This window comes from Mesocryomonas fontinalis (genome assembly GCF_055730125.2).
In genome coordinates, this window is sequence record NZ_JBUZWG020000001.1 from 991,474 (window position 1) to 1,010,090 (window position 18,617).

Consider the following 18,617-nt stretch of genomic DNA (forward strand, 5'->3'; position numbering starts at 1 on the left):
AAAGCACGGCAGCCGGTGGGTGGTGCGCCGCAATTGGGAAGCCCGGCCTTCGGCCCGGCATGTTGCGCTCATAACGCCGAGCCCGCGGCGATGGTTGCGCGTCGTCACCCGATCGACCGCCCTCCGCAGCGGCGGGCGAGCCGATACGACGAACTTTTCCCGGGCTCTCCGTGCACTGCAACCTTTCCCCGCCAAGAAGCTTATAGCGACATCAGTTTCTTCATGGACTGATACTCCAGACAAGACTTCAGGGCGGCCTTCGAGCCGCCCCTTTTTTTGTCCGTTGTTTCCGCGCCCTCCCGATGCTGGCGAAGCATCATGCGAAGCGCAGCGTTGCGGCCTTTCGAAAGTCTTTGCCCATGCTACTGATGGCGTGGGCACCGCGGGTTCAACGTGGAGGAAGACATGCGAAAGACGGGTTGGATTGTCCTTGCGACCGGGCTGGCGGCGTCGTCGCCGGCGTGGGCCATCAGCATTGACAAGGATATCGATACCGACGTTCCCGCCGCGAAGGTCTGGGCAACGGTCGGCGACTTCTGCGGCATCGGCAGCTGGCATCCGGCTATCGAGAAATGCGTCGAGAGCCAGAAGAACGGCGTCGCCGTTCGCACCCTGACGCTGGCCGGCGGCGGCGGCACCCTCGTCGAGGAACTCGTGAGCCGCGACGACAAGAAGATGACCTACACCTACAAGATCGTCGATGGGCCCCTTCCGGTCGCCAACTACCAGTCGACGCTGACGGTCGAGGCCGATGCTGACGGCAAGGAGACCGAGGTCAGCTGGACCGGGACCTTCGACGCCAAGGGCGCCAGCGATGCGGAGGCCGAGAAGGTGATCACCGGCATCTACGAGTCCGGGTTGAAGGCGCTGGTCGATAAGGCGGCGAAGTAGCCGGCACTATTTCAGGAACAGGCGTCCGCTACCCCGGCTTCGAGAGGGAAGCCGGGGTAGCGTAAATCTGCGAAGACGGCCGTCACCAGCGATTGAGTTCGACGATAGGACGACCCAATCGTTGTTTTTAAGACTGCAAAAAGTATCTAATACTTTCGTTCAGGAACATCTAAAATCTGAAGCATCGTTCATATACAGCTGCCTAAACGATCAGTCGTCTTTTCGACGCAAGTCTTAAGCAGTCTGTAATATCGCCTGAGTAACCTGATGTCGCTTCCGGCAGTGTCCGGTTGGCTATCGGGTTGAGACCCGCTGCCCAACATCGCCACGGCTTGAACGCATCCTTTCAGTCCATACTGCCTTGGAGCAGGAATTTGGGATCGGGTCGGCCATGCGGTTTTCCAGCGCCAGCGAAGCCATCCGCGAGCGGAAACTCGAGCTGGCCTACGCTATGGGCGGTGTGGCGCTCGGGGTCGTGTTTTCGGTGACCAGCCTTGCCGTCGACATGCAGGTGCGCAGCTGGCGCGGCATGGATGGCGGCCTCGAGGCGACGTTTGCATCGAGCCTGATGCACAGCCTGGCGCTGATCTCGCCGCTTATCATCGGCCGCATCTTCTACTCCATCGGCAAGCATTACCGCCGCGTGCGCGAGCAGATGCGCCAGCTAACGCAGACCGAACAATGGATGCGTGCCCAGGCTCACCGCGACGCCGTGACAGGCCTGTTCAACCGCGCCCATCTGACCCGCACGCTGGAGGAGGGCCTGGCGACCCGGACCTGGGAGATGCGGGGCGCGCTCCTCTACATGCTCGATCTCGACGATTTCAAGCACATCAACGACACCTTCGGCCACCGGGCCGGCGACATGGTGCTGGAGGAGGTCGGTCGGCGCCTGATCGCGGTGTCCGGACCGGACGATATCGCCGTGCGCCTCGGCGGCGACGAGTTCATCCTGGTGCACTTCCCCTCCGACGACGAGGCCGAACCCGGTCTCTTCGCCGAGAACCTACTGGCCGCCGTGACGCGCGAAATGGCGGTGGAGGACACCAGGATCCAGCCGAATACCTCGGTCGGGATCGCCCGCGTCGGCGGCGACGGCAGTACCTGGTCGGAAGTCATGCGCTCGGCCGACGTCGCGCTGTACCAGGCCAAGCTCAGCCCGCAATCCTGCTACTGCATCTTCCTGCCGGAGATGAAGGCGCGCAAGGATGACGAGACCATGCTCGAGGCCGAGATGCGCGCCGGGATTGACCGCGGCGAGTTCGAACTCCACTACCAGCCGATCTACGGCACCAAGAGCGAGGTGATCCGCTCGTTCGAGGCGCTCGTGCGCTGGAACCATCCGGTGCGCGGCCTCATGTCGCCGATCGATTTCATCCCCCTGGCGGAGAGCTCGGGTCTCATCGTTCGCCTCGGGCGGCATATCCTCAGGGAGGCCTGCAAGACCGCCGCAAAATGGCCGAAGCCGATCGGCATCGGCGTCAACCTGTCGCCGGTCCAGTTCAAGGATGCCAACCTCGTCGACCATATCGAGGCCGCGCTGGCCGAGAGCGGGCTCGCGCCGGGGCGCCTCGACCTCGAGATCACCGAATCGCTGCTGCTGGAGTCCTCGCACCGTGTCCGCACCGCGATGGACCGTCTCCGGGGCCTCGGCGTGCGCATCACCATGGACGATTTCGGGACCGGCTTCTCCAGCCTGTCCAACCTCCGCCATTTCCGGTTCGACCGGCTGAAGATCGACCGTTCCTTCACGCGGGACGTCGCCGACAGTTCGGAGGACGCGGAGATCGTTCGCACCATCGTGCGCCTGTCGAAGGCGCTGAAGATGGAAACCATTCTGGAAGGCGTCGAGACGGCCAACCAGCGCGATTTTGCGCGGGAAGAAGGGCTGACCGAGGTTCAGGGTTTCTATTACGCCCGGCCGATGACCTCGGGTGATGTCGATGCGCTGCTGGCGGCCCCTGCCGACCTGCACCAGGACGTCTGCGCCGCCTGAACGCCGCTCGATCGGCTTTCCTCAGCGCAAAAAAAGGGACGCCGCGAACGGAACCCTTTTTTTGTACGCGCCGGCCTTGCGGCGGAGCAGGCTTAGTCGAGCGAGGCGCGGACCATCACAGCCTCGGCTTCGCCGACGGTAAGCACGTCGCCATCGCGGCTGATCTCGATTTCGCGCGGCGCCTTGCCGGCTTCCGACGGGATCGACACGGTCACCGCCTGGCCGTCGGCCAAGGTCGCGACGAAGCGAACCGGCGCAGCGCCTTCGGCAGCGCTCATGGTCGCCACGACACGGAAGCCGCCGGCTTCCTGGGTGTAATAAACGACGCCGGTGGCGTCCTCGAGCACCACGCTCTTGGCGGTCATCGGCTTAACGTCGGCGGCCTGGGCGGCGCCGGCGGTCAGGATCGCGGCAAGCGCGAGGAGGGTGGTCTTGGTCATCTCTACGTCCTTTAAGAAGAATTAATCATCCTCCGACGCAAGATATAATCGGCTTCGCTGCACTGCACAATATGGGTAGCCATGCGTTTCCGGCATGTCTGCATTGTTCAGCCAGATCAGCAGTTTGTCCGATAAGTTTTACTGTTGCAGTGCAGTAAGTAATGCTTAGTCCAGAAGAACTCTTGGTTCATGCCGGCCCTTCATCGGGAAATCCAGCAGGAAGGTCTTTCCCGCTTCCGGCTCCGCTGCGATCTCCGCCTCGCTCATGCCTTCCCGGGCAGAGGTCACCAGCATGCGGTCCGCCTTTGCCCCGACGAAAAGCGGGCAAGTCGGCCGGCTGGCGGGCAGCGCGATGGTGCGCAGCCTATCACCCGCCGGGCTGTAGGCATCGAGGCAAGAGGCACCCCAGCGCGCATTCCAGATCACGCCCTCGGCGTCGATCACCGCGCCGTCGAGCCCGCCCTCCTGGCCGCGATGGTCATAGAGCGGCACCGCCTCGCCGATCGGTTCGCCGGTTGTTGGCTCGGTCTGGACGCGCATCAGGAGACCGACGGCGGTGTCGGTGAAATAGGCCGTGGTGCCGTCGGCGGTGAAGCAGATGGCATTGGGAATGCTGATGCCCGAGTAGAGCTTCGTCACTTCGCCGCGGTAGAAACGGTAGATCGATCCCGCGCCCTTCTCGGCGTTGAGGCCCATGGTCCCGATCCACAGCGCGCCCGAGGGATGCACGCGGCCGTCGTTCGACCGGGTCCGCTGATTGTCGTCCTCAAGCCGGGTGTGCCGCGCCATCGCGCCGCTGGCGATGTCGCGGACGTAGAGCCCGTCCTCGGTCGCGACCAATTGCCGTTTGTCGTCGATGAAGGCGAGCTGGCTGCCCTTGAAGGGCAGGGGATGCAACACCGTCTCGCCGGTGGTGAAGCGATGCTCGAGCATCGTCTTCTCCAGGATGTCGAACCACCAGGCGGTGTCGCTGGCGACATCATAGGTCGGTCCTTCGCCGAGATGGCAGGAATGCTGGGTGAGGACCGTCGTCGCGACGCTCTCGGCTTTGACGCCGCTCACGCTGCGAACGCTTCGTCGTAAGCGGCGATCGCCGCCTTGCCGCGGGCCACGACCTCGGCGGCGGGCATGCCGACCTTGTAGAGACTGGAACCGAGCCCGAAGGTCCGCACGCCGATCTTGCCGAAAGCGGCGAAATCGGCATCCGACACGCCCCCGACGACGCCGATCGGGACGGTCTTCGGCAGCACGGCCATCATCGCCTGGATCCCGCCGATGCCGATCGCCCCGGCCGGAAAGAATTTCAGCGCCGATGCGCCGGCGTCGATCGCAGCAAAAGCCTCCGTCGGCGTGAAGACGCCCGGCATCGTGACCATGCCGTGCCCGGCTGCCTGGCGGATCACCGCCGGGTTGACGTTCGGGCTGACGAGGATGCGCCCGCCGGCATCGTTCAGCCGGTCGACCGCCTCGGGCGTCAGCACCGTGCCGCCGCCGATGAGGACCCCGGCCGGCGCCATCCGGGCAGCCATTTCGATGGAACGGAACGGCTCCGGCGAGTTCAGCGGAATCTCGATGGCCTCGAAGCCGATATCGATCAGGCCGCCGACGGTCGCCTCGACCTCCTCGGGCTTCAGGCCGCGCAAGATGGCAACGAGGGCGCGCTTCAGCGGCGGCCAGGCGACGTGCGGGATCTCGGTCATGGTCAGTCCTTGAAGGTGCCGAAGCAATGGCGGGCGGCGGCGATGAGGCCCTTGCGGACGGCGCTGTCCGCATCGGCTTCCGTGGTCGTGAAGCCGGCGAGGGGCAGCGCCGCGAGATAGAGATCGCGCAGCGGTCCGGAGGCGGCGAGCGTCACCGTGTTCCGGCCGGGGTAGAGCGCCAGGGCACCGGCGAGTTCGAGGCCGATGAGGAGGCCCGAGAGCCGCGAGCGTGCCTCGGCCGGCGTCGCCGTGCCGAACAGGCCGCTCGCCCGCAGCGAGAACAGGCGGTTGAGAATCGCCGCCGGGGTCTCCAGGCTGGCAGCGACGCCCGCTGCAAAGGCCTCCCGCTCGGCGATCACGTCAGCGGCGGGGTCGATGCTGTGGCGCAGGATCGAGTGCTCGCTGAGGAGAGCGAACATCTCGCCGGTCATGAAGGTGAAGAAGCCCGAGATCCGGCCGCTACCGGCCTCGACCCACTTCGAATGCGTGCCGGGCAGGCACAGGAGGCCCTCGAGCCCGAGGCCCATCACCTGCGTCTCCTCGCCGCGGATCACGTCGTCGGCAAGGCCAGCCGACCGCGCGCGCTGGGCAACGCCGGGCAGGATCCGCACGTCGCGGGCGATGCCGGGCACCCGGATGGCGCCGCGGGTGATGGCGGCAAGGTCGGCCGGCGCGTCGACATAAGGCGCCTCGACCCAGCCCTGGCGCGCGCCCGCCATGCCGCAGACGATGACCGGCAGGTCCACCGGAGCATCCAGCGCGGCGAGATGCGCTTCCAGGATCGGCGCGAAGCCTGCGCCCGCCGCGGCGACCTGCATGCCCTCGCGGCTGCGGCGCTCGCCGAGAACCCCGCCGTTGACGTCGAGCAGCCAGAGCCGGAACCCGGAGGTTCCCCAGTCGACGGCGGCGCAGAAGGCGGTGTCGGGCGTGGTCATCAGGCGTCTCGTTTTTTCAGGCGGTGGTCAGTGAAAAGGGGCGCCTCGCGCGCCCCTTGCCGTGTCGATGCCGGCGCTCGGCTCAGTGGTTGTCGCGCGGCAGGCCCTTCAGCTGGGCGATCCGCTGATAGGCGATCGCCGGCTCCAGCACGGCGCCGGTCGACATTTGTCCGACGATGGCGCGCTGGATCTCCTGCCAAGGCGTCTGGTGGGCCGGGTACTGGTAGCCGCCCTCCGCCGCGAGCGTGGTGCGGCGTTCGGCCAGCTCCTCGTCCGAGATCAGGATGTCGGCGGTGCCGCGGCCGATGTCGATGCGCACCCGGTCGCCGGTCCGGATCAGCGCCAGGCCACCACCGGCCGCCGCTTCCGGCGAGGCGTTGAGGATCGAAGGCGAGCCCGACGTGCCGGACTGGCGGCCGTCGCCGATGCAGGCGAGCGAGGAGATGCCGCGCTTGATGAGGTAGTCGGGCGCCCGCATGTTCACCACCTCGGCAGCGCCGGGATAGCCGATCGGGCCGGCGCCGCGCATGAAGAGGACGCAGTGCTCGTCGATCGCCAGCTCCGGATCGTCGATGCGGTGATGGTAGTCCTCCGGACCGTCGAACACGATCGCCCGGCCCTCGAAGGCCTCCGGATCGGCGGCATTGGCGAGATAGCGCTCGCGAAATTCCGGCGAGATCACCGAGAGCTTCATGATGGCGCTATCGAACAGGTTGCCGCGCAGCACGCGGAAGCCGGCATGGGTCTTCAGCGGGTTGTCGAAGGTACGGATGACGTTGGCGTCCTCGATCCGCGCGCCGCGGCAGTTGTCGCCGATGCTCTTGCCGTTGACGGTCGGGGCGTCCTCGTGGATCAGGCCCTGCAGCATCAGCTGGTTGACCACGGCCGGCACGCCGCCGGCGTGGTAATAGTCCTCGCCGAGGTATTCGCCGGCCGGCTGCAGGTTGACCAGCAGCGGGATCTCCTCGCCATAGGTCTGCCAGTCGTCGATCGACAGCTCGACGCCGACATGGCGGGCCAGCGCGTTGAGGTGGATAGGCGCGTTGGTCGAGCCGCCGATCGCCGAGTTGACGCGGATGGCGTTCTCGAAGGCCTCGCGGGTCAGGATGTCGGAGGGCTTCAGGTCCTCGTGCACCATGTCTACGATGCGCTTGCCGGTGAGGTAGCTGATCTCCTGGCGGTCACGGTAGGGAGCGGGGATCGCGGCCGAGCCCGGCAGTTGCATGCCCAGCGCCTCGGCGAGCGAGTTCATCGTCGTCGCCGTGCCCATGGTGTTGCAGTAGCCGGTCGACGGGGCCGAGGACGCAACGAGCTTGATGAAGCCCTGGTAGTCGATCTCGCCCTTGGCCATCAGCTCGCGCGCCTTCCAGACGATCGTGCCCGACCCGGTGCGCTCGCCGCGGAACCAGCCGTTCAGCATTGGGCCGACCGAGAGGGCGATGGCGGGAATGTTGACGGTCGCCGCCGCCATCAGGCAGGCGGGCGTCGTCTTGTCGCAGCCGATGGTGAGGACGACGCCGTCGAGCGGATACCCGTAGAGCACCTCGACCAGCGCAAGATAGGCAAGGTTGCGGTCGAGGCCGGCGGTCGGACGCTTGCCAGTTTCCTGGATCGGGTGAACCGGAAACTCCAGCGGAATGCCGCCGGCTTCGCGGATGCCGTCGCGCACGCGCTTGGCGAGCTCGAGGTGATGCCGGTTGCAGGGGCTGAGGTCCGAGCCGGTCTGTGCAATGCCGATGATCGGCATGCCCGACTGAAGCTCCTCAAGGCTGAGGCCGAAGTTCAGGTAGCGCTCGAGATAGAGCGCGGTCATGTCCGGATTGCTCGGATTGTCGAACCAGGCGCGGGAGCGAAGCTTGGTCTGGGTCTCGTTGTTCTTCAGCATTTTGGGTCAACTTCTTGGCTGGATCTGAGAATCGGGCTTGGCTTCAGGTGGTCCGTCAGCGGATGTTTCCGGGCTGAAGGAAAGAGGCGATGATGATCGTGGCTAGTCGAAGGCGTCGACGATGGTGCGGCGGCCGAGCATGAAGGCGTCGGCGACATGGCGCAGCGGCGAGACGTCGACGTCGGAGCGGCCCGACCGGATGAGCTCGACGAAGCGGGCGTAGATGCCGTCATATTCCGCTTCCGGCGGCATCGCCACAACCGTGCCGTCCACCCGCATCTCGCTGCCACCCTTCGACAGCATCAGGACGCCCTTGTCGGTCTCGACGGTGATGTCCCAGGTCTGTGGGCCGGTCTGGCGCCAGTCGAACTCGGCCGTGATCGGGGTGCCCAGCCGGTCGGAGAAGGCGAGGTTGGCCGCGATCGGCTGCGCGCGGTTGGCCGGAAACTCCAGCGTCGAGGCCGTCAGGAAGAATGGCTCCGGCAGGATGCGGGTGACGATCGACAGCGCGTTGATGCCGGGATCGAAGACGCCGAGGCCGCCGGGCTCCCAGATCCAGTCCTGGCCGGGATGCCAGTGGCGCACGTCCTCCTTCCACTCGACCTTCACCGAACGGATCGCCGTATCGGCGAGGAAAGCGCGCGCCGGCTCGACCGCCGGAGCGAAGCGCGAGTGCCAGGTGGCGAAGAGCGTCAGGCCCTTGGCGTTTGCGAGGGCGACCAGCGGCTCGATCTCGGCGAGCGTCGCGCCGGGCGGCTTCTCGAGGAGCACATGCTTGCCGGCGGCGAGGGCCGCCAACGCGTAGGCCTGCCGCACGTGCGGCGGGGTGCACAGCGAGACGGCCGCGATCTCGGGCGAACCGGCGAGCATTGCCTCGAGCGTCTCGTAGTTGGCGACGCCATCGACGGCGGCGTTGCGGCTGGCCGCGGCGACGAGCGCGATGCCCGGCGTCCGGCCGAGCGAGGGGATGTGCTGGTCGCGGGCGATCTTGCCGACGCCGGCTAGTCCGAGCTGGATGCTGTCTGCGGTCATTTCCTACTGCACCTGATGATTCTTGGAAGGGAGGGACGCGGCATCCGCAGCGTCCGTGTCCGGACAGTCGTCGTCCGGCTGGCTGTAAAGGGAGGCGACCACGTCCTGCGCGGCACTTTCGATCAGCCGCCGCATGAACAGGCTGGCAGCCTCGCCGTCGCCGCGCCGGATCGCATCGTAGACGCGGGCATGCTGGCGCACCGTCTCCTCCTGCGGGTTCTGCCGCCAGGAGAGCGAGAAGGAGATCGACAGGCTGCGCTCGATCATCGTCCCGAGCGAGCGCAGGATCGGATTGCCGGTCGCCTCCAGGATGATGCGGTGGAAGGCGAGGTCGGCGGCGATAAGTTCGGGCGAGCCGCGCGGATTGTCGGCCATCGCCTGCAGCGCCTGGGCGAGCCGGACCGACTGCTCCTCGGTGATCCGGCTGGCCGCGAGCCGAGCGGCCTCGGGCTCGTTGATCAGGCGCATCTCGTACAGCGCCTCGACGAAGGGCCGGCGGTTGCCCACCATCAGATGCCAGCGCATCACCTCGGCGTCGAGCATGTTCCAGTCGTTCGAATCACGCACCCGGGTGCCAACCTTCGGGCCGACGGTGACGAGGCCCTTCGAGGCGATGTGGCGGATGGCTTCGCGTACCACGGTGCGCGAGACGCTGTAGGTCTGCTGGATCTCAGCCTCGGTAGGCAGTACCGTTCCCGCGACCAGGGCGCCGGAGGTGATCTTGCAGCCGAGGTCGACGGCGAGCGTCATCGTACGATTGACCTTCTCGCCCTTGATGCGCCCCTCCGGGCGCGCCCTCTGCTGCAAGATGTCGTTCATTCCACCCCATCCGTCCCGTAATCATCCTATCATTGGCGGCTAAATAAGCAACGCCGCGTCCAGATGTTTACCAGATCGGGGATTGATATGATGAATGGTGCCGATCCCCTTGACAGTACGATCAAAGGAAATCAAGCTTTGAGCGTCATACGAACTGCCCATTTCGCTCAGGGGCAGTGAGCGGCCCGGGAGAAGACGGCCGCGGTGATGAGGAGGAGCGGCTGAATTCGCGATGCAGTGCCGGCGGTCGAAGCCAGATTTCGAGCGCGGGGCAATTTGCGTCAATAACCGTTTGATGAGGGAGAGTCGTGTGAAAACTTTGAAATTGCTTCTGGCTGGTGCCGTGTTCGGCCTGGCCGCTCTGTCCGGCGCCGCGTACGCGCAGGAAAAGGGAACCGTTGGCGTATCGATGCCGACGAAGTCCTCCGCGCGCTGGATCGCCGACGGCGACAACATGGTCAAGGCGCTGCAGGCCAAGGGCTACACTGCCGACCTGCAGTACGCCGAAGACGACATCCCGACCCAGCTCTCGCAGATCGAGAACATGGTCACCAAGGGTGCCAAGGTCCTCGTCATCGCCTCGATCGACGGCACTACCCTTACCGACGTGCTGCAGCAGGCCGCCGATGCGGGCATCAAGGTCATCGCCTATGACCGCCTGATCAAGAACTCGCCGAACGTCGACTACTACGCGACCTTCGACAACTTCCAGGTCGGCGTGCTGCAGGCCTCGACCATCGAGAAGGCGCTCGGCCTTAAGGACGGCAAGGGCCCGTTCAACATCGAGCTCTTCGGCGGTTCGCCGGACGACAACAACGCGTTCTTCTTCTACGACGGCGCGATGAGCGTGCTGCAGCCGTACATCGACTCCAAGAAGCTCGTCGTCCAGTCCGGCCAGACCGGCATGGACAAGGTCGGCACGCTGCGCTGGGATCCGGCGACCGCACAGGCGCGCATGGACAACATCCTGTCCGCCAACTACGCCGACAAGAAGCTCGACGCCGTCCTGTCGCCCTATGACGGCATCTCGATCGGCATCATCTCCTCGCTGAAGGGCGTTGGCTACGGCGCTGCCGACATGCCGATGCCGGTTGTCTCGGGCCAGGATGCCGAAGTCCAGTCCGCCAAGTCGATCATGGCCGGCGAGCAGACCTCGACGATCTTCAAGGACACCCGCGAGCTCGCCAAGGTCACCGTCGACATGGTCGACGCGATGGCTGCTGGCACCGAGGTCAAGGTCAACGACACCACGACCTACAACAACGGCGTCAAGGTGGTCCCGTCCTACCTCCTGAAGCCGGTCGCGGTCGACAAGACCAACCTCGAGGAAACCCTCGTCGGCAGCGGTTACTACACCGCCGACCAGCTGAAGTAAGAAGAACCGCTTGTGATCGAGGCTCGGGTGGCTCACGCTTCCCGGGCCTTTCTGCTTCAAGCTTGAACCCGGCCTTTCCCACCGGCGCAACTTGCCCCGGTCCCGGACGTGGCGGAGGACACGATGACTCCCATTCTGGAAATGCGCGCGATCACCAAGACGTTTCCGGGCGTCCGCGCGCTGGACAACGTCAATCTCACCGTGCGCGCCGGCGAGATCCACGCCATCTGCGGCGAAAACGGTGCCGGCAAGTCGACGTTGATGAAGGTGCTTTCGGGTGTCTATCCCAGTGGCACCTACGAGGGCGAGATCCGCTACGAGGACGAGAAGCGCGAGTTCCGCGACATCGCTGACTCCGAAAAGCTCGGCATCATCATCATCCATCAGGAGCTGGCTCTCGTGCCGCTGCTGTCGATCACCGAGAACATGTTCCTCGGCAACGAGGTGGCGCGCTACGGCATCATCGACTGGGACGCCGCCCATGCGCGGACCCGCGAGCTCCTGGCCAAGGTCGGCTTGAAGGAAAACCCGACGACGCTGATCAAGGATCTCGGCGTCGGCAAGCAGCAGCTGGTCGAGATCGCCAAGGCGCTCGCCAAGGACGTGAAGCTGCTGATCCTCGACGAGCCGACCGCCAGCCTCAACGAGAGCGACAGCCAGGCCCTCCTCGACCTCCTGCTGGAGTTCAAGGGGCAAGGCATGTCGGCGATCATCATCTCGCACAAGCTGAACGAGATCTCCCGCGTCGCCGATCAGATCACCGTTCTGCGCGACGGCTCGACGGTATCGACGCTCGACTGCAAGAAGGAGGAGATCTCCGAAGACCGCATCATCCGCGACATGGTCGGCCGCAACCTCGACGACCGCTATCCTCCGCGTACGCCGAAGATCGGCGAGATGCTGTTCGAGGTCAGCCACTGGAACGCCTTCCACCACCTCAGCGCCCAGCGCCAGGTGCTGAAGGACATCTCGATCAACGTCCGCAAGGGCGAGGTCGTCGGCATTGCCGGGCTGATGGGGGCAGGGCGCACCGAGCTCGCCATGTCGGTCTTCGGCAAGGCCTATGGCCGCAATATCTCCGGCGAGGTCAAGATGCACGGCAAGACCGTCGACGTCTCGACCATCGGCAAGGCGATCGACGCGGGCATCGCCTACGTCACCGAGGACCGCAAGCAGTACGGCCTGGTGCTCGAGGACGACATCAAGCAGAACATCTCGATGGCCAATCTGGCCGGCATCTCGAACGCGGGCGTCATCGACAACCACAAAGAGCGCGAGGTGGCGGAGAGCTACCGCAAGAAGCTCAACATCCGCTCCTCCGGCATCCTGCAGAAGACGCTGAACCTTTCCGGCGGCAACCAGCAGAAGGTCGTGCTGTCGAAGTGGCTGTTCTCGGGTCCCGAGCTGCTGATCCTCGACGAGCCGACCCGCGGCATCGACGTCGGCGCCAAGTTCGAGATCTATTCCATCATCAACCAGCTGGCCGACGAGGGCAAAGGCGTCCTTGTCATCTCCTCGGAAATGCCGGAGCTTCTCGGCATCTGCGACCGCATCTACGTCATGAACGAAGGACGCATCTGCGCCGAAATGCCGGCCGCCGAGGCGAGCCAGGAAAGCATCATGCGGGCGATCATCCGTTCCGGCCAACCAGTCCAGGATAAAACGCAATGAGCATCAAGACGGCCGACGAGCCGACCTCCGCCGGCAAGGGCTTCGACCTCGGCTTCTTCAAGGCGCACATCCGCGAATACGGCATGCTGCTCGCCCTCGTGGTGATCATGGCTTTCTTCCAGGTCATGACCGGCGGCGTCCTGATGAAGCCGCTGAACCTCACCAACCTGGTGCTGCAGAACAGCTACGTCATCATCATGGCGATCGGCATGCTGCTGATCATCATCACCGGCCACATCGACCTCTCCGTCGGCTCGGTCGCCGGCTTCATCGGCGGCCTCGGCGCCGTCCTGATGGTGAAGCAGGGGATGGACGGCTTCTCGGCCTCGCTGATTTGCCTCGCCGTCGGCGCCATCATCGGCGGCGCGCAGGGCTATCTCGTCGCCTACTTCAAGGTGCCGTCCTTCATCGTGACGCTCGCCGGCATGCTGGTCTTCCGCGGCCTGACGCTGAAGGTGCTGGGCTCGGCTTCGGTCGGCCCGTTCCCGGAGGCCTTCCAGCTGCTGTCGAAGGGCTTCATCCCCGACCTCCTCGCCGGCACCCCCGGCGTCCACATGACGACGCTGCTGCTCGGCGCTGCCGCCGCCGCGCTGCTGCTCTTCCTCAGCGCCCGCCGCCGGCAGAAGCAGACGCGCCTCGGCCAGGTCGACGAGCCCTTCGCGCTCTTCCTCGGCCGCAACATCTTTATCACCGCGGCGATCATGCTGATCACCTGGCTGCTCGCCTCCTACCGCGGCTTCCCGAACGTCCTGATCGTGATGGCGCTGCTGATCGCGGTCTATGGCTTCGTCACCACCCGCACCACGGTCGGCCGCCGCATCTATGCGGTCGGCGGCAATGAGAAGGCGGCGAAACTCTCGGGCATCAAGACCGACCGGCTGACCTTCTTCACCTTCGTTAACATGGGCGTCCTCGCAGCGCTCGCCGGCCTGATCTTCGCCGCCCGCCTCAACTCGGCGACGCCGAAGGCCGGTGTCGGCTTCGAGCTCGACGTCATCGCCGCCTGCTTCATCGGTGGCGCCTCCGCCTATGGCGGCGTCGGCAAGGTCATCGGCGCCGTGGTCGGCGCCTTCATCATCGGCGTGATGAACAATGGCATGTCGATCCTCGGCATCGGCATCGACGACCAGCAGGTGATCAAGGGCCTCGTCCTTCTCGCCGCCGTCTGCTTCGACGTCTACAACCGCAACAAGGCCTGAACCGCCGCAGCCGATAGGGCAGCCCCAAGGCTGGCCGATCACCGAAAGGCCCGGACCTCGAGACAAGGTGCCGGGCCTTTTCCATGCCGGACAAGGCTTTTTCGCCGGGTCGGCATATGGGACGTCGGAGCGGTACTTTGTCACTTGAAGGTCCAGGGCGTTTCGCGCGCTGACGTCAGATGTTAGCGTGCCCCGTCGGCAGGCCCGCGTTTTGACGCGGCGGCGACGGACCTTTATCGCCACGATCGCGTGGTAGAAGTACGCTGCGCCAAGACCGACAATGGTCGACGCGCGGGAGGAAACTGGACGACGATGACGATGCGATACCCGAGTGCCGCCTTGATGCTCCTGCTGGCACTCGCTCCAGTCCGTTCCGCCCTGGCCGACGATGCGCCAGCGCCTGCGTCGCGCACGGTCCGCCTTCCCGCCGCTACCGTCGTCACCTCGTCCATGGCAAGGTTGACCCAGACCGTGCCGATCAACGGTTCGCTCGTCGCGCGCGAGACGGTGTCGGTGATGCCGCAGGTCACCGGCTACCAGATCATCGAAGTGACCGCCGATGTCGGCGATACCGTCGCAAAGGGCGAGGTGCTGGTGCGTCTCGACCGCGCGCCGCTGGAGTCGCAGCTTCGACAGACCGATGCCGAGATCGATGCCGCCCGCGCCACCATCGCGCAGAACGGCAGCCAGATCGAGGGCCAGCAGGCGACGCTGGTGCAGGCGACCAGCATCCTCGAACGCGCCCGCAAGCTTCTTGCCAACGGCGCCGGCGCGCGCTCGACGCTCGACGACGCCGAGGCGACGTTTGCCGGTGCCACTGCCTCGCTGCAGGCGGCGCGCGATGCGCTGACCACCGCCACCGCCCAGCTGGAGCAGATCCGCGCGCGGCGGGAGGCTTTGGCGCTGCAACTGGCGCGCACCGAGGTCGTGGCGCCGGTCGCCGGCGTCATCGCCACCCGCTCGGCGAATGTCGGGCAGAACGCCGGCATGGAGACGGCGGCGATGTTCACGCTGATCCAGGACGGCGAGATCGAGTTCGACGGCCAGATCATCGAGACGGCGTTGGGCCAGGTGAAGCCCGGCCAGAAGGCGACCTTGCGCCTGTCCGGCTTCGAGAACCGCCGGGGCACCGTGCGCTTGCTCTCGCCGAACGTCGATCCGAAGACCCGCCTCGGCAGCGTCAAGATCAGCGTCGACGACGATCGCGGCCTGCCGATCGGCATTTTTGCGAGTGCCGTCGTCACCACAGCGACGCGCGACGCCGTCACCGTGCCGCTGTCGGCGGTCGTGCCGAGCAGCGCCGGCGACACGGTCCAGGTCGTCGATGCGGCCGGTGTCATCGAGGTGCGGGTGGTGTCGACCGGGATCGTCGAGAACGATCTGGTGGAGATCGCCAAGGGCCTTGCGGCGGGAGAGACCGTGGTCGCCAAGTCCGGGCCGTTCTTTCGCAATGGGATGAAGATCCGTCCCGTCACGGCGCCCGTCGCCAGGGCGCCCGAGTCCAAGCCCGAGCCCAAGCCAGAGGAGGTGGCGCGGGGCGATGTCGCCGGTAGCGGCAAGGCGGTGGCCCAGTGAACTTCTCGGCCTGGTCGATCCGCCACCCGGTTCCGCCGATCGCCATCTTCCTGGCGCTCCTGGCCATCGGCATCGTCGGGTTTCTCCGCCTGCCGATCACCAACTTCCCGAACATTGACATCCCGATCATCATCGTCAGCGTCGCTCAGCCCGGCTCGGCGCCGTCGGAGATCATGACCCAGGTCGGCCAGCCGATCGAGAACTCGATCACCAGCGTCTCTGGCGTCAAGCACATCACCACGGTCGCGACCGATTCGACGCTGTCGACGACGGTCGAGTTCGACCTCGAGGCGGATTCGCAGCGGGCGCTGAACGACGTCAAGGATGCCGTCACCCGCGTGCGCTCGGACCTGCCGGCCTCGGTCGAGGAGCCGATCGTCCAGCGGCTCGACGTCACCGGCCTGCCGATCGTCACCTACTCCGTCACCGATCCCAACCGGACGATCGCCGAGCTCTCGCATTTCGTCGACGACGACGTGGCGCGCGAGCTTCAGGGGCTGAACTCGGTCGGCGACGTCCGCCGCGTCGGCGGCATCGACGAGCAGATCAATGTCGACCTCGATCCGGCGCGTCTCGCCTCCCTCGGCATCACCGCGGCGGAAGTCAGCCAGCAGCTCTCGGCCACCAACATCAATCTCGGCAGCGGCCGCGGCGATCTCGGCAGCCGCGAGTTCTCGATCCGGGCCCTCGGCTCCTCGCTGTCGGTCGCCGACCTCGCCGCGCTTCCCATCGTATTATCGGAAGGGCGGTCCGTCCGGCTCGACCAGATCGGCCGCATCAACGACGGCGGCGCCGAGATCCGGTCCTATGCGAGCTTCGACGGCGAGCCGATCGTCGCCTTCCAGATCCTGCGCTCGACCGGCGGTTCCGACACCGAGGCGGCCGACAGCGCCTATGCGGCGGTCGAGAAGCTGAAGGGGCTCTATCCCGAGGTCACCTTCGCCAAGATCGACGATGTGTCGGTCTACACCCGCGGCAATTACGAGCAGACCATGGACACGCTCTACGAAGGCGCCGCGCTCGCCGTCGTGGTGGTCTTCCTGTTCCTGCGCGACTGGCGGGCGACGCTGATCGCCGGCGTCGCGCTGCCGCTGTCGGTGATCCCGACCTTCTTCATGATGTGGATCCTCGACTTCTCGCTGAACGGCATCAGCCTGCTCGCGGTGACGCTCGTCACCGGCATTCTCGTCGACGACGCCATCGTCGAGATCGAGAACATCGAGCGGCACATGGCGATGGGGAAGTCGCCCTACAAAGCCTCGATGGAAGCGGCCGACGAGATCGGGCTGACGGTGGTGGCGATCTCCTCGACCATCGTCGCGGTCTTCGCGCCGGTGTCGTTCATGTCCGGCATTGCCGGCCAGTATTTCCGCCAGTTCGGACTGACCGTCGCCATCGCCGTGCTGTTCTCGCTCGCCGTCGCGCGGTTCCTGACCCCGATGATGACCGCCTACTTCCTGAAAGACCGCGGCCATGGCCAGCGGCCCGACGGTTTCATCATGCGGAACTACCTGCGCATCCTGCGCTGGACGCTGCGCTGGCGCTGGATCACGCTCGGGCTGGGCCTCGCCTTCTTCGCCGTGTCGATCTGGTCGGCGACGCTGCTGCCGACCGGCTTCCTCCCCGAGGAGGACAATGGCCGCTCGGCGCTCTCGGTCGAGCTGCCGCCCGGCTCCCAGGTCGAGGACAACATGCGGGTCACCTCGGCGATCGCCGAGAAGCTGCAGGCTATCCCCGAAGTCGCCGACGTCCTCATCACCGGCGGCAACGGTCCGGGCGGCGGCTCCGTCGCCGATCCGACGCAGGCCGTCATCAGCCTCTATTACGTGCCGAAGGCCGAGCGCAGCCTCGGCAAGTACCAGATCGAGGCGAAGATCGAGGATGCTATCGCCGGCATTCCCGACATCCGTACCTATTTCGCCAATGACGGCGGCCAGCGCGCCATCGTCCTTTCCATCCTCGGCGAGGATCAAGGCAAGGTCGACGCCTATGCCCGCGATCTCGTCGACGCCATCGCCGCTCTGGGCTCGGTGAAGAACGTCACCTCCGGCGCCTCGCTGATGCGCCCGGAGATCCAGATCACGCCGAAGGGCGATGTCGCGGCCGAACTCGGCGTCACCGCCAATGCCATCGCCGAGACCATCCGCGTCGCGACCATCGGCGACGTCGAGGCGCGACTGGCGAAGTTCAACCGCGGCGACCGGCAGGTGCCGATCATGGTCAGGCTGAACGACGACGCCCGCCGCGACCTCTCGAACCTCAGCAACCAGATGGTCCCGCGCACTGGCGGCGGCAGCGTGCCGCTCGGCGTCGTCGCCATCATCGCGCTGGCCGACGGCCCGACCAAGCTTGAGCGCTACGACCGCAGCGCCCGCGTCACCATCGGCGCGGACCTGCCGGCCGGAATGCCGCTCGGCGAGTCGCTCGCCGCCATCTACGCGCTGCCGCTCGCCGCCAACCCGCCGCCCGGCGTCTATATCCAGAGCTCGGGCGACGCCGAGGTGATGCAGGACGTGTTCTCGTCGTTCGGCCTCGCGCTCGGCGCCGGCGTCTTGATGGTCTATGCGGTGCTGGTGCTGCTGTTCGGCGGCTTCCTGACGCCGACGACGATCCTCCTATCGCTGCCGCTGTCGGTCGGCGGTGCCATCGTCGCGCTCTACTTCGCCAACGACCCGATCAGCCTGCCGGTGGTCATCGGCTTCCTGATGCTGATGGGCATCGTCACCAAGAACGCGATCATGCTGGTCGAGTTCGCGGTGATGCAGGAGCGCGCCGGCGTCTCACGCCGCGAGGCGACGCTCGATGCAGCGCACAAGCGCGCCCGGCCGATCGTCATGACCACCATCGCCATGATCGCCGGCATGGTGCCCTCCGCCATGGGCATCGGCGAGGGCGGAGAGTTCCGCTCGCCGATGGCCGTCGCGGTGATCGGCGGCCTGATCGTCTCGACTATGCTCTCGCTGGTCTTCATCCCGAGCCTCCACAGCCTGATGGAAGGGTTCGGGGATCGGCTGAAGCGCGCGCTGTCGCGGCTGGTCAACCCGCCGACGGCCGCAGACCGCGGCGTCGCGCAACCCGGCGAGTAGCGGGCGCGCTCTT

The 18,617-nt window shown here is 66.0% G+C and carries 14 protein-coding genes; 7 read left to right on the forward strand and 7 right to left on the reverse strand.

The window, feature by feature from the left end:
* The first annotated feature begins 405 nt into the window (after nt 1-405).
* Both ACZL02_RS04570 and ACZL02_RS04575 read left to right on the forward strand, forming a co-directional pair.
* Nucleotides 406-891 carry an SRPBCC family protein gene (locus ACZL02_RS04570; RefSeq protein ID WP_472938973.1) on the forward strand — a complete coding sequence of 162 codons (486 nt, stop codon included), beginning with the start codon at nt 406-408 and terminating at the stop codon, nt 889-891.
* 391 nt (nt 892-1,282) lie between these two features.
* Nucleotides 1,283-2,887: a putative bifunctional diguanylate cyclase/phosphodiesterase gene (locus tag ACZL02_RS04575; RefSeq protein ID WP_472938974.1), complete on the forward strand. Its 1,605-nt coding sequence runs from the start codon at nt 1,283-1,285 to the stop codon at nt 2,885-2,887.
* 92 nt (nt 2,888-2,979) lie between these two features.
* Here the strand turns inward: ACZL02_RS04575 and ACZL02_RS04580 are convergent, their stop codons facing one another.
* From ACZL02_RS04580 to ACZL02_RS04610, 7 genes are all read right to left on the reverse strand, one after another.
* The gene (locus tag ACZL02_RS04580; RefSeq protein ID WP_472931673.1) at nt 2,980-3,327 is read right to left on the reverse strand and encodes a hypothetical protein; all 348 of its coding nucleotides are present in this window, start codon (nt 3,325-3,327) and stop codon (nt 2,980-2,982) included.
* Nucleotides 3,328-3,492: 165 nt separating this feature from the next.
* Entirely contained in the window at nt 3,493-4,389 is an 897-nt protein-coding gene (locus tag ACZL02_RS04585) for an SMP-30/gluconolactonase/LRE family protein (RefSeq protein WP_472938975.1), read from the reverse strand.
* A complete protein-coding gene (locus ACZL02_RS04590; protein WP_472938976.1) occupies nt 4,386-5,027 on the reverse strand; it encodes a 2-dehydro-3-deoxy-6-phosphogalactonate aldolase in 642 nt (213 codons plus the stop codon). Before ACZL02_RS04590 ends, ACZL02_RS04585 begins: the two co-directional genes overlap by 4 nt.
* Nucleotides 5,028-5,029: 2 nt before the next feature.
* Nucleotides 5,030-5,962, reverse strand: coding sequence for a 2-dehydro-3-deoxygalactonokinase (locus ACZL02_RS04595; protein ID WP_472938977.1), 933 nt, complete (start codon nt 5,960-5,962; stop codon nt 5,030-5,032).
* Between the two features lie 82 nt (nt 5,963-6,044).
* Nucleotides 6,045-7,847: an IlvD/Edd family dehydratase gene (locus ACZL02_RS04600; RefSeq protein WP_472938978.1), complete on the reverse strand. Its 1,803-nt coding sequence runs from the start codon at nt 7,845-7,847 to the stop codon at nt 6,045-6,047.
* Between the two features lie 102 nt (nt 7,848-7,949).
* On the reverse strand, nt 7,950-8,879 hold the full coding sequence (locus ACZL02_RS04605; RefSeq protein ID WP_472938979.1) for a Gfo/Idh/MocA family protein: 930 nt from the start codon (nt 8,877-8,879) through the stop codon (nt 7,950-7,952).
* Nucleotides 8,880-8,882: 3 nt separating this feature from the next.
* The gene (locus ACZL02_RS04610; RefSeq protein WP_472938980.1) at nt 8,883-9,698 is read right to left on the reverse strand and encodes a FadR/GntR family transcriptional regulator; all 816 of its coding nucleotides are present in this window, start codon (nt 9,696-9,698) and stop codon (nt 8,883-8,885) included.
* 295 nt (nt 9,699-9,993) lie between these two features.
* On the opposite strand from ACZL02_RS04610, the gene chvE reads away from it, so the two are divergent.
* The 5 genes from chvE (at nt 9,994) to ACZL02_RS04635 (ending at nt 18,604) form a co-directional block, all read left to right on the forward strand.
* The gene (gene chvE / locus ACZL02_RS04615) at nt 9,994-11,073 is read left to right on the forward strand and encodes a multiple monosaccharide ABC transporter substrate-binding protein (RefSeq protein WP_472938981.1); all 1,080 of its coding nucleotides are present in this window, start codon (nt 9,994-9,996) and stop codon (nt 11,071-11,073) included.
* Nucleotides 11,074-11,196: 123 nt separating this feature from the next.
* Nucleotides 11,197-12,744, forward strand: a complete 1,548-nt coding sequence (mmsA, locus tag ACZL02_RS04620) for a multiple monosaccharide ABC transporter ATP-binding protein (protein ID WP_472938982.1) — start codon at nt 11,197-11,199, stop codon at nt 12,742-12,744.
* A complete protein-coding gene (gene mmsB / locus ACZL02_RS04625; protein WP_472938983.1) occupies nt 12,741-13,943 on the forward strand; it encodes a multiple monosaccharide ABC transporter permease in 1,203 nt (400 codons plus the stop codon). Before mmsA ends, mmsB begins: the two co-directional genes overlap by 4 nt.
* 312 nt (nt 13,944-14,255) lie before the next feature.
* Nucleotides 14,256-15,518, forward strand: a complete 1,263-nt coding sequence (locus tag ACZL02_RS04630) for an efflux RND transporter periplasmic adaptor subunit (RefSeq protein WP_472938984.1) — start codon at nt 14,256-14,258, stop codon at nt 15,516-15,518.
* Nucleotides 15,515-18,604 carry an efflux RND transporter permease subunit gene (locus ACZL02_RS04635; RefSeq protein WP_472938985.1) on the forward strand — a complete coding sequence of 1,030 codons (3,090 nt, stop codon included), beginning with the start codon at nt 15,515-15,517 and terminating at the stop codon, nt 18,602-18,604. Before ACZL02_RS04630 ends, ACZL02_RS04635 begins: the two co-directional genes overlap by 4 nt.
* Nucleotides 18,605-18,617 lie beyond the last annotated feature (13 nt).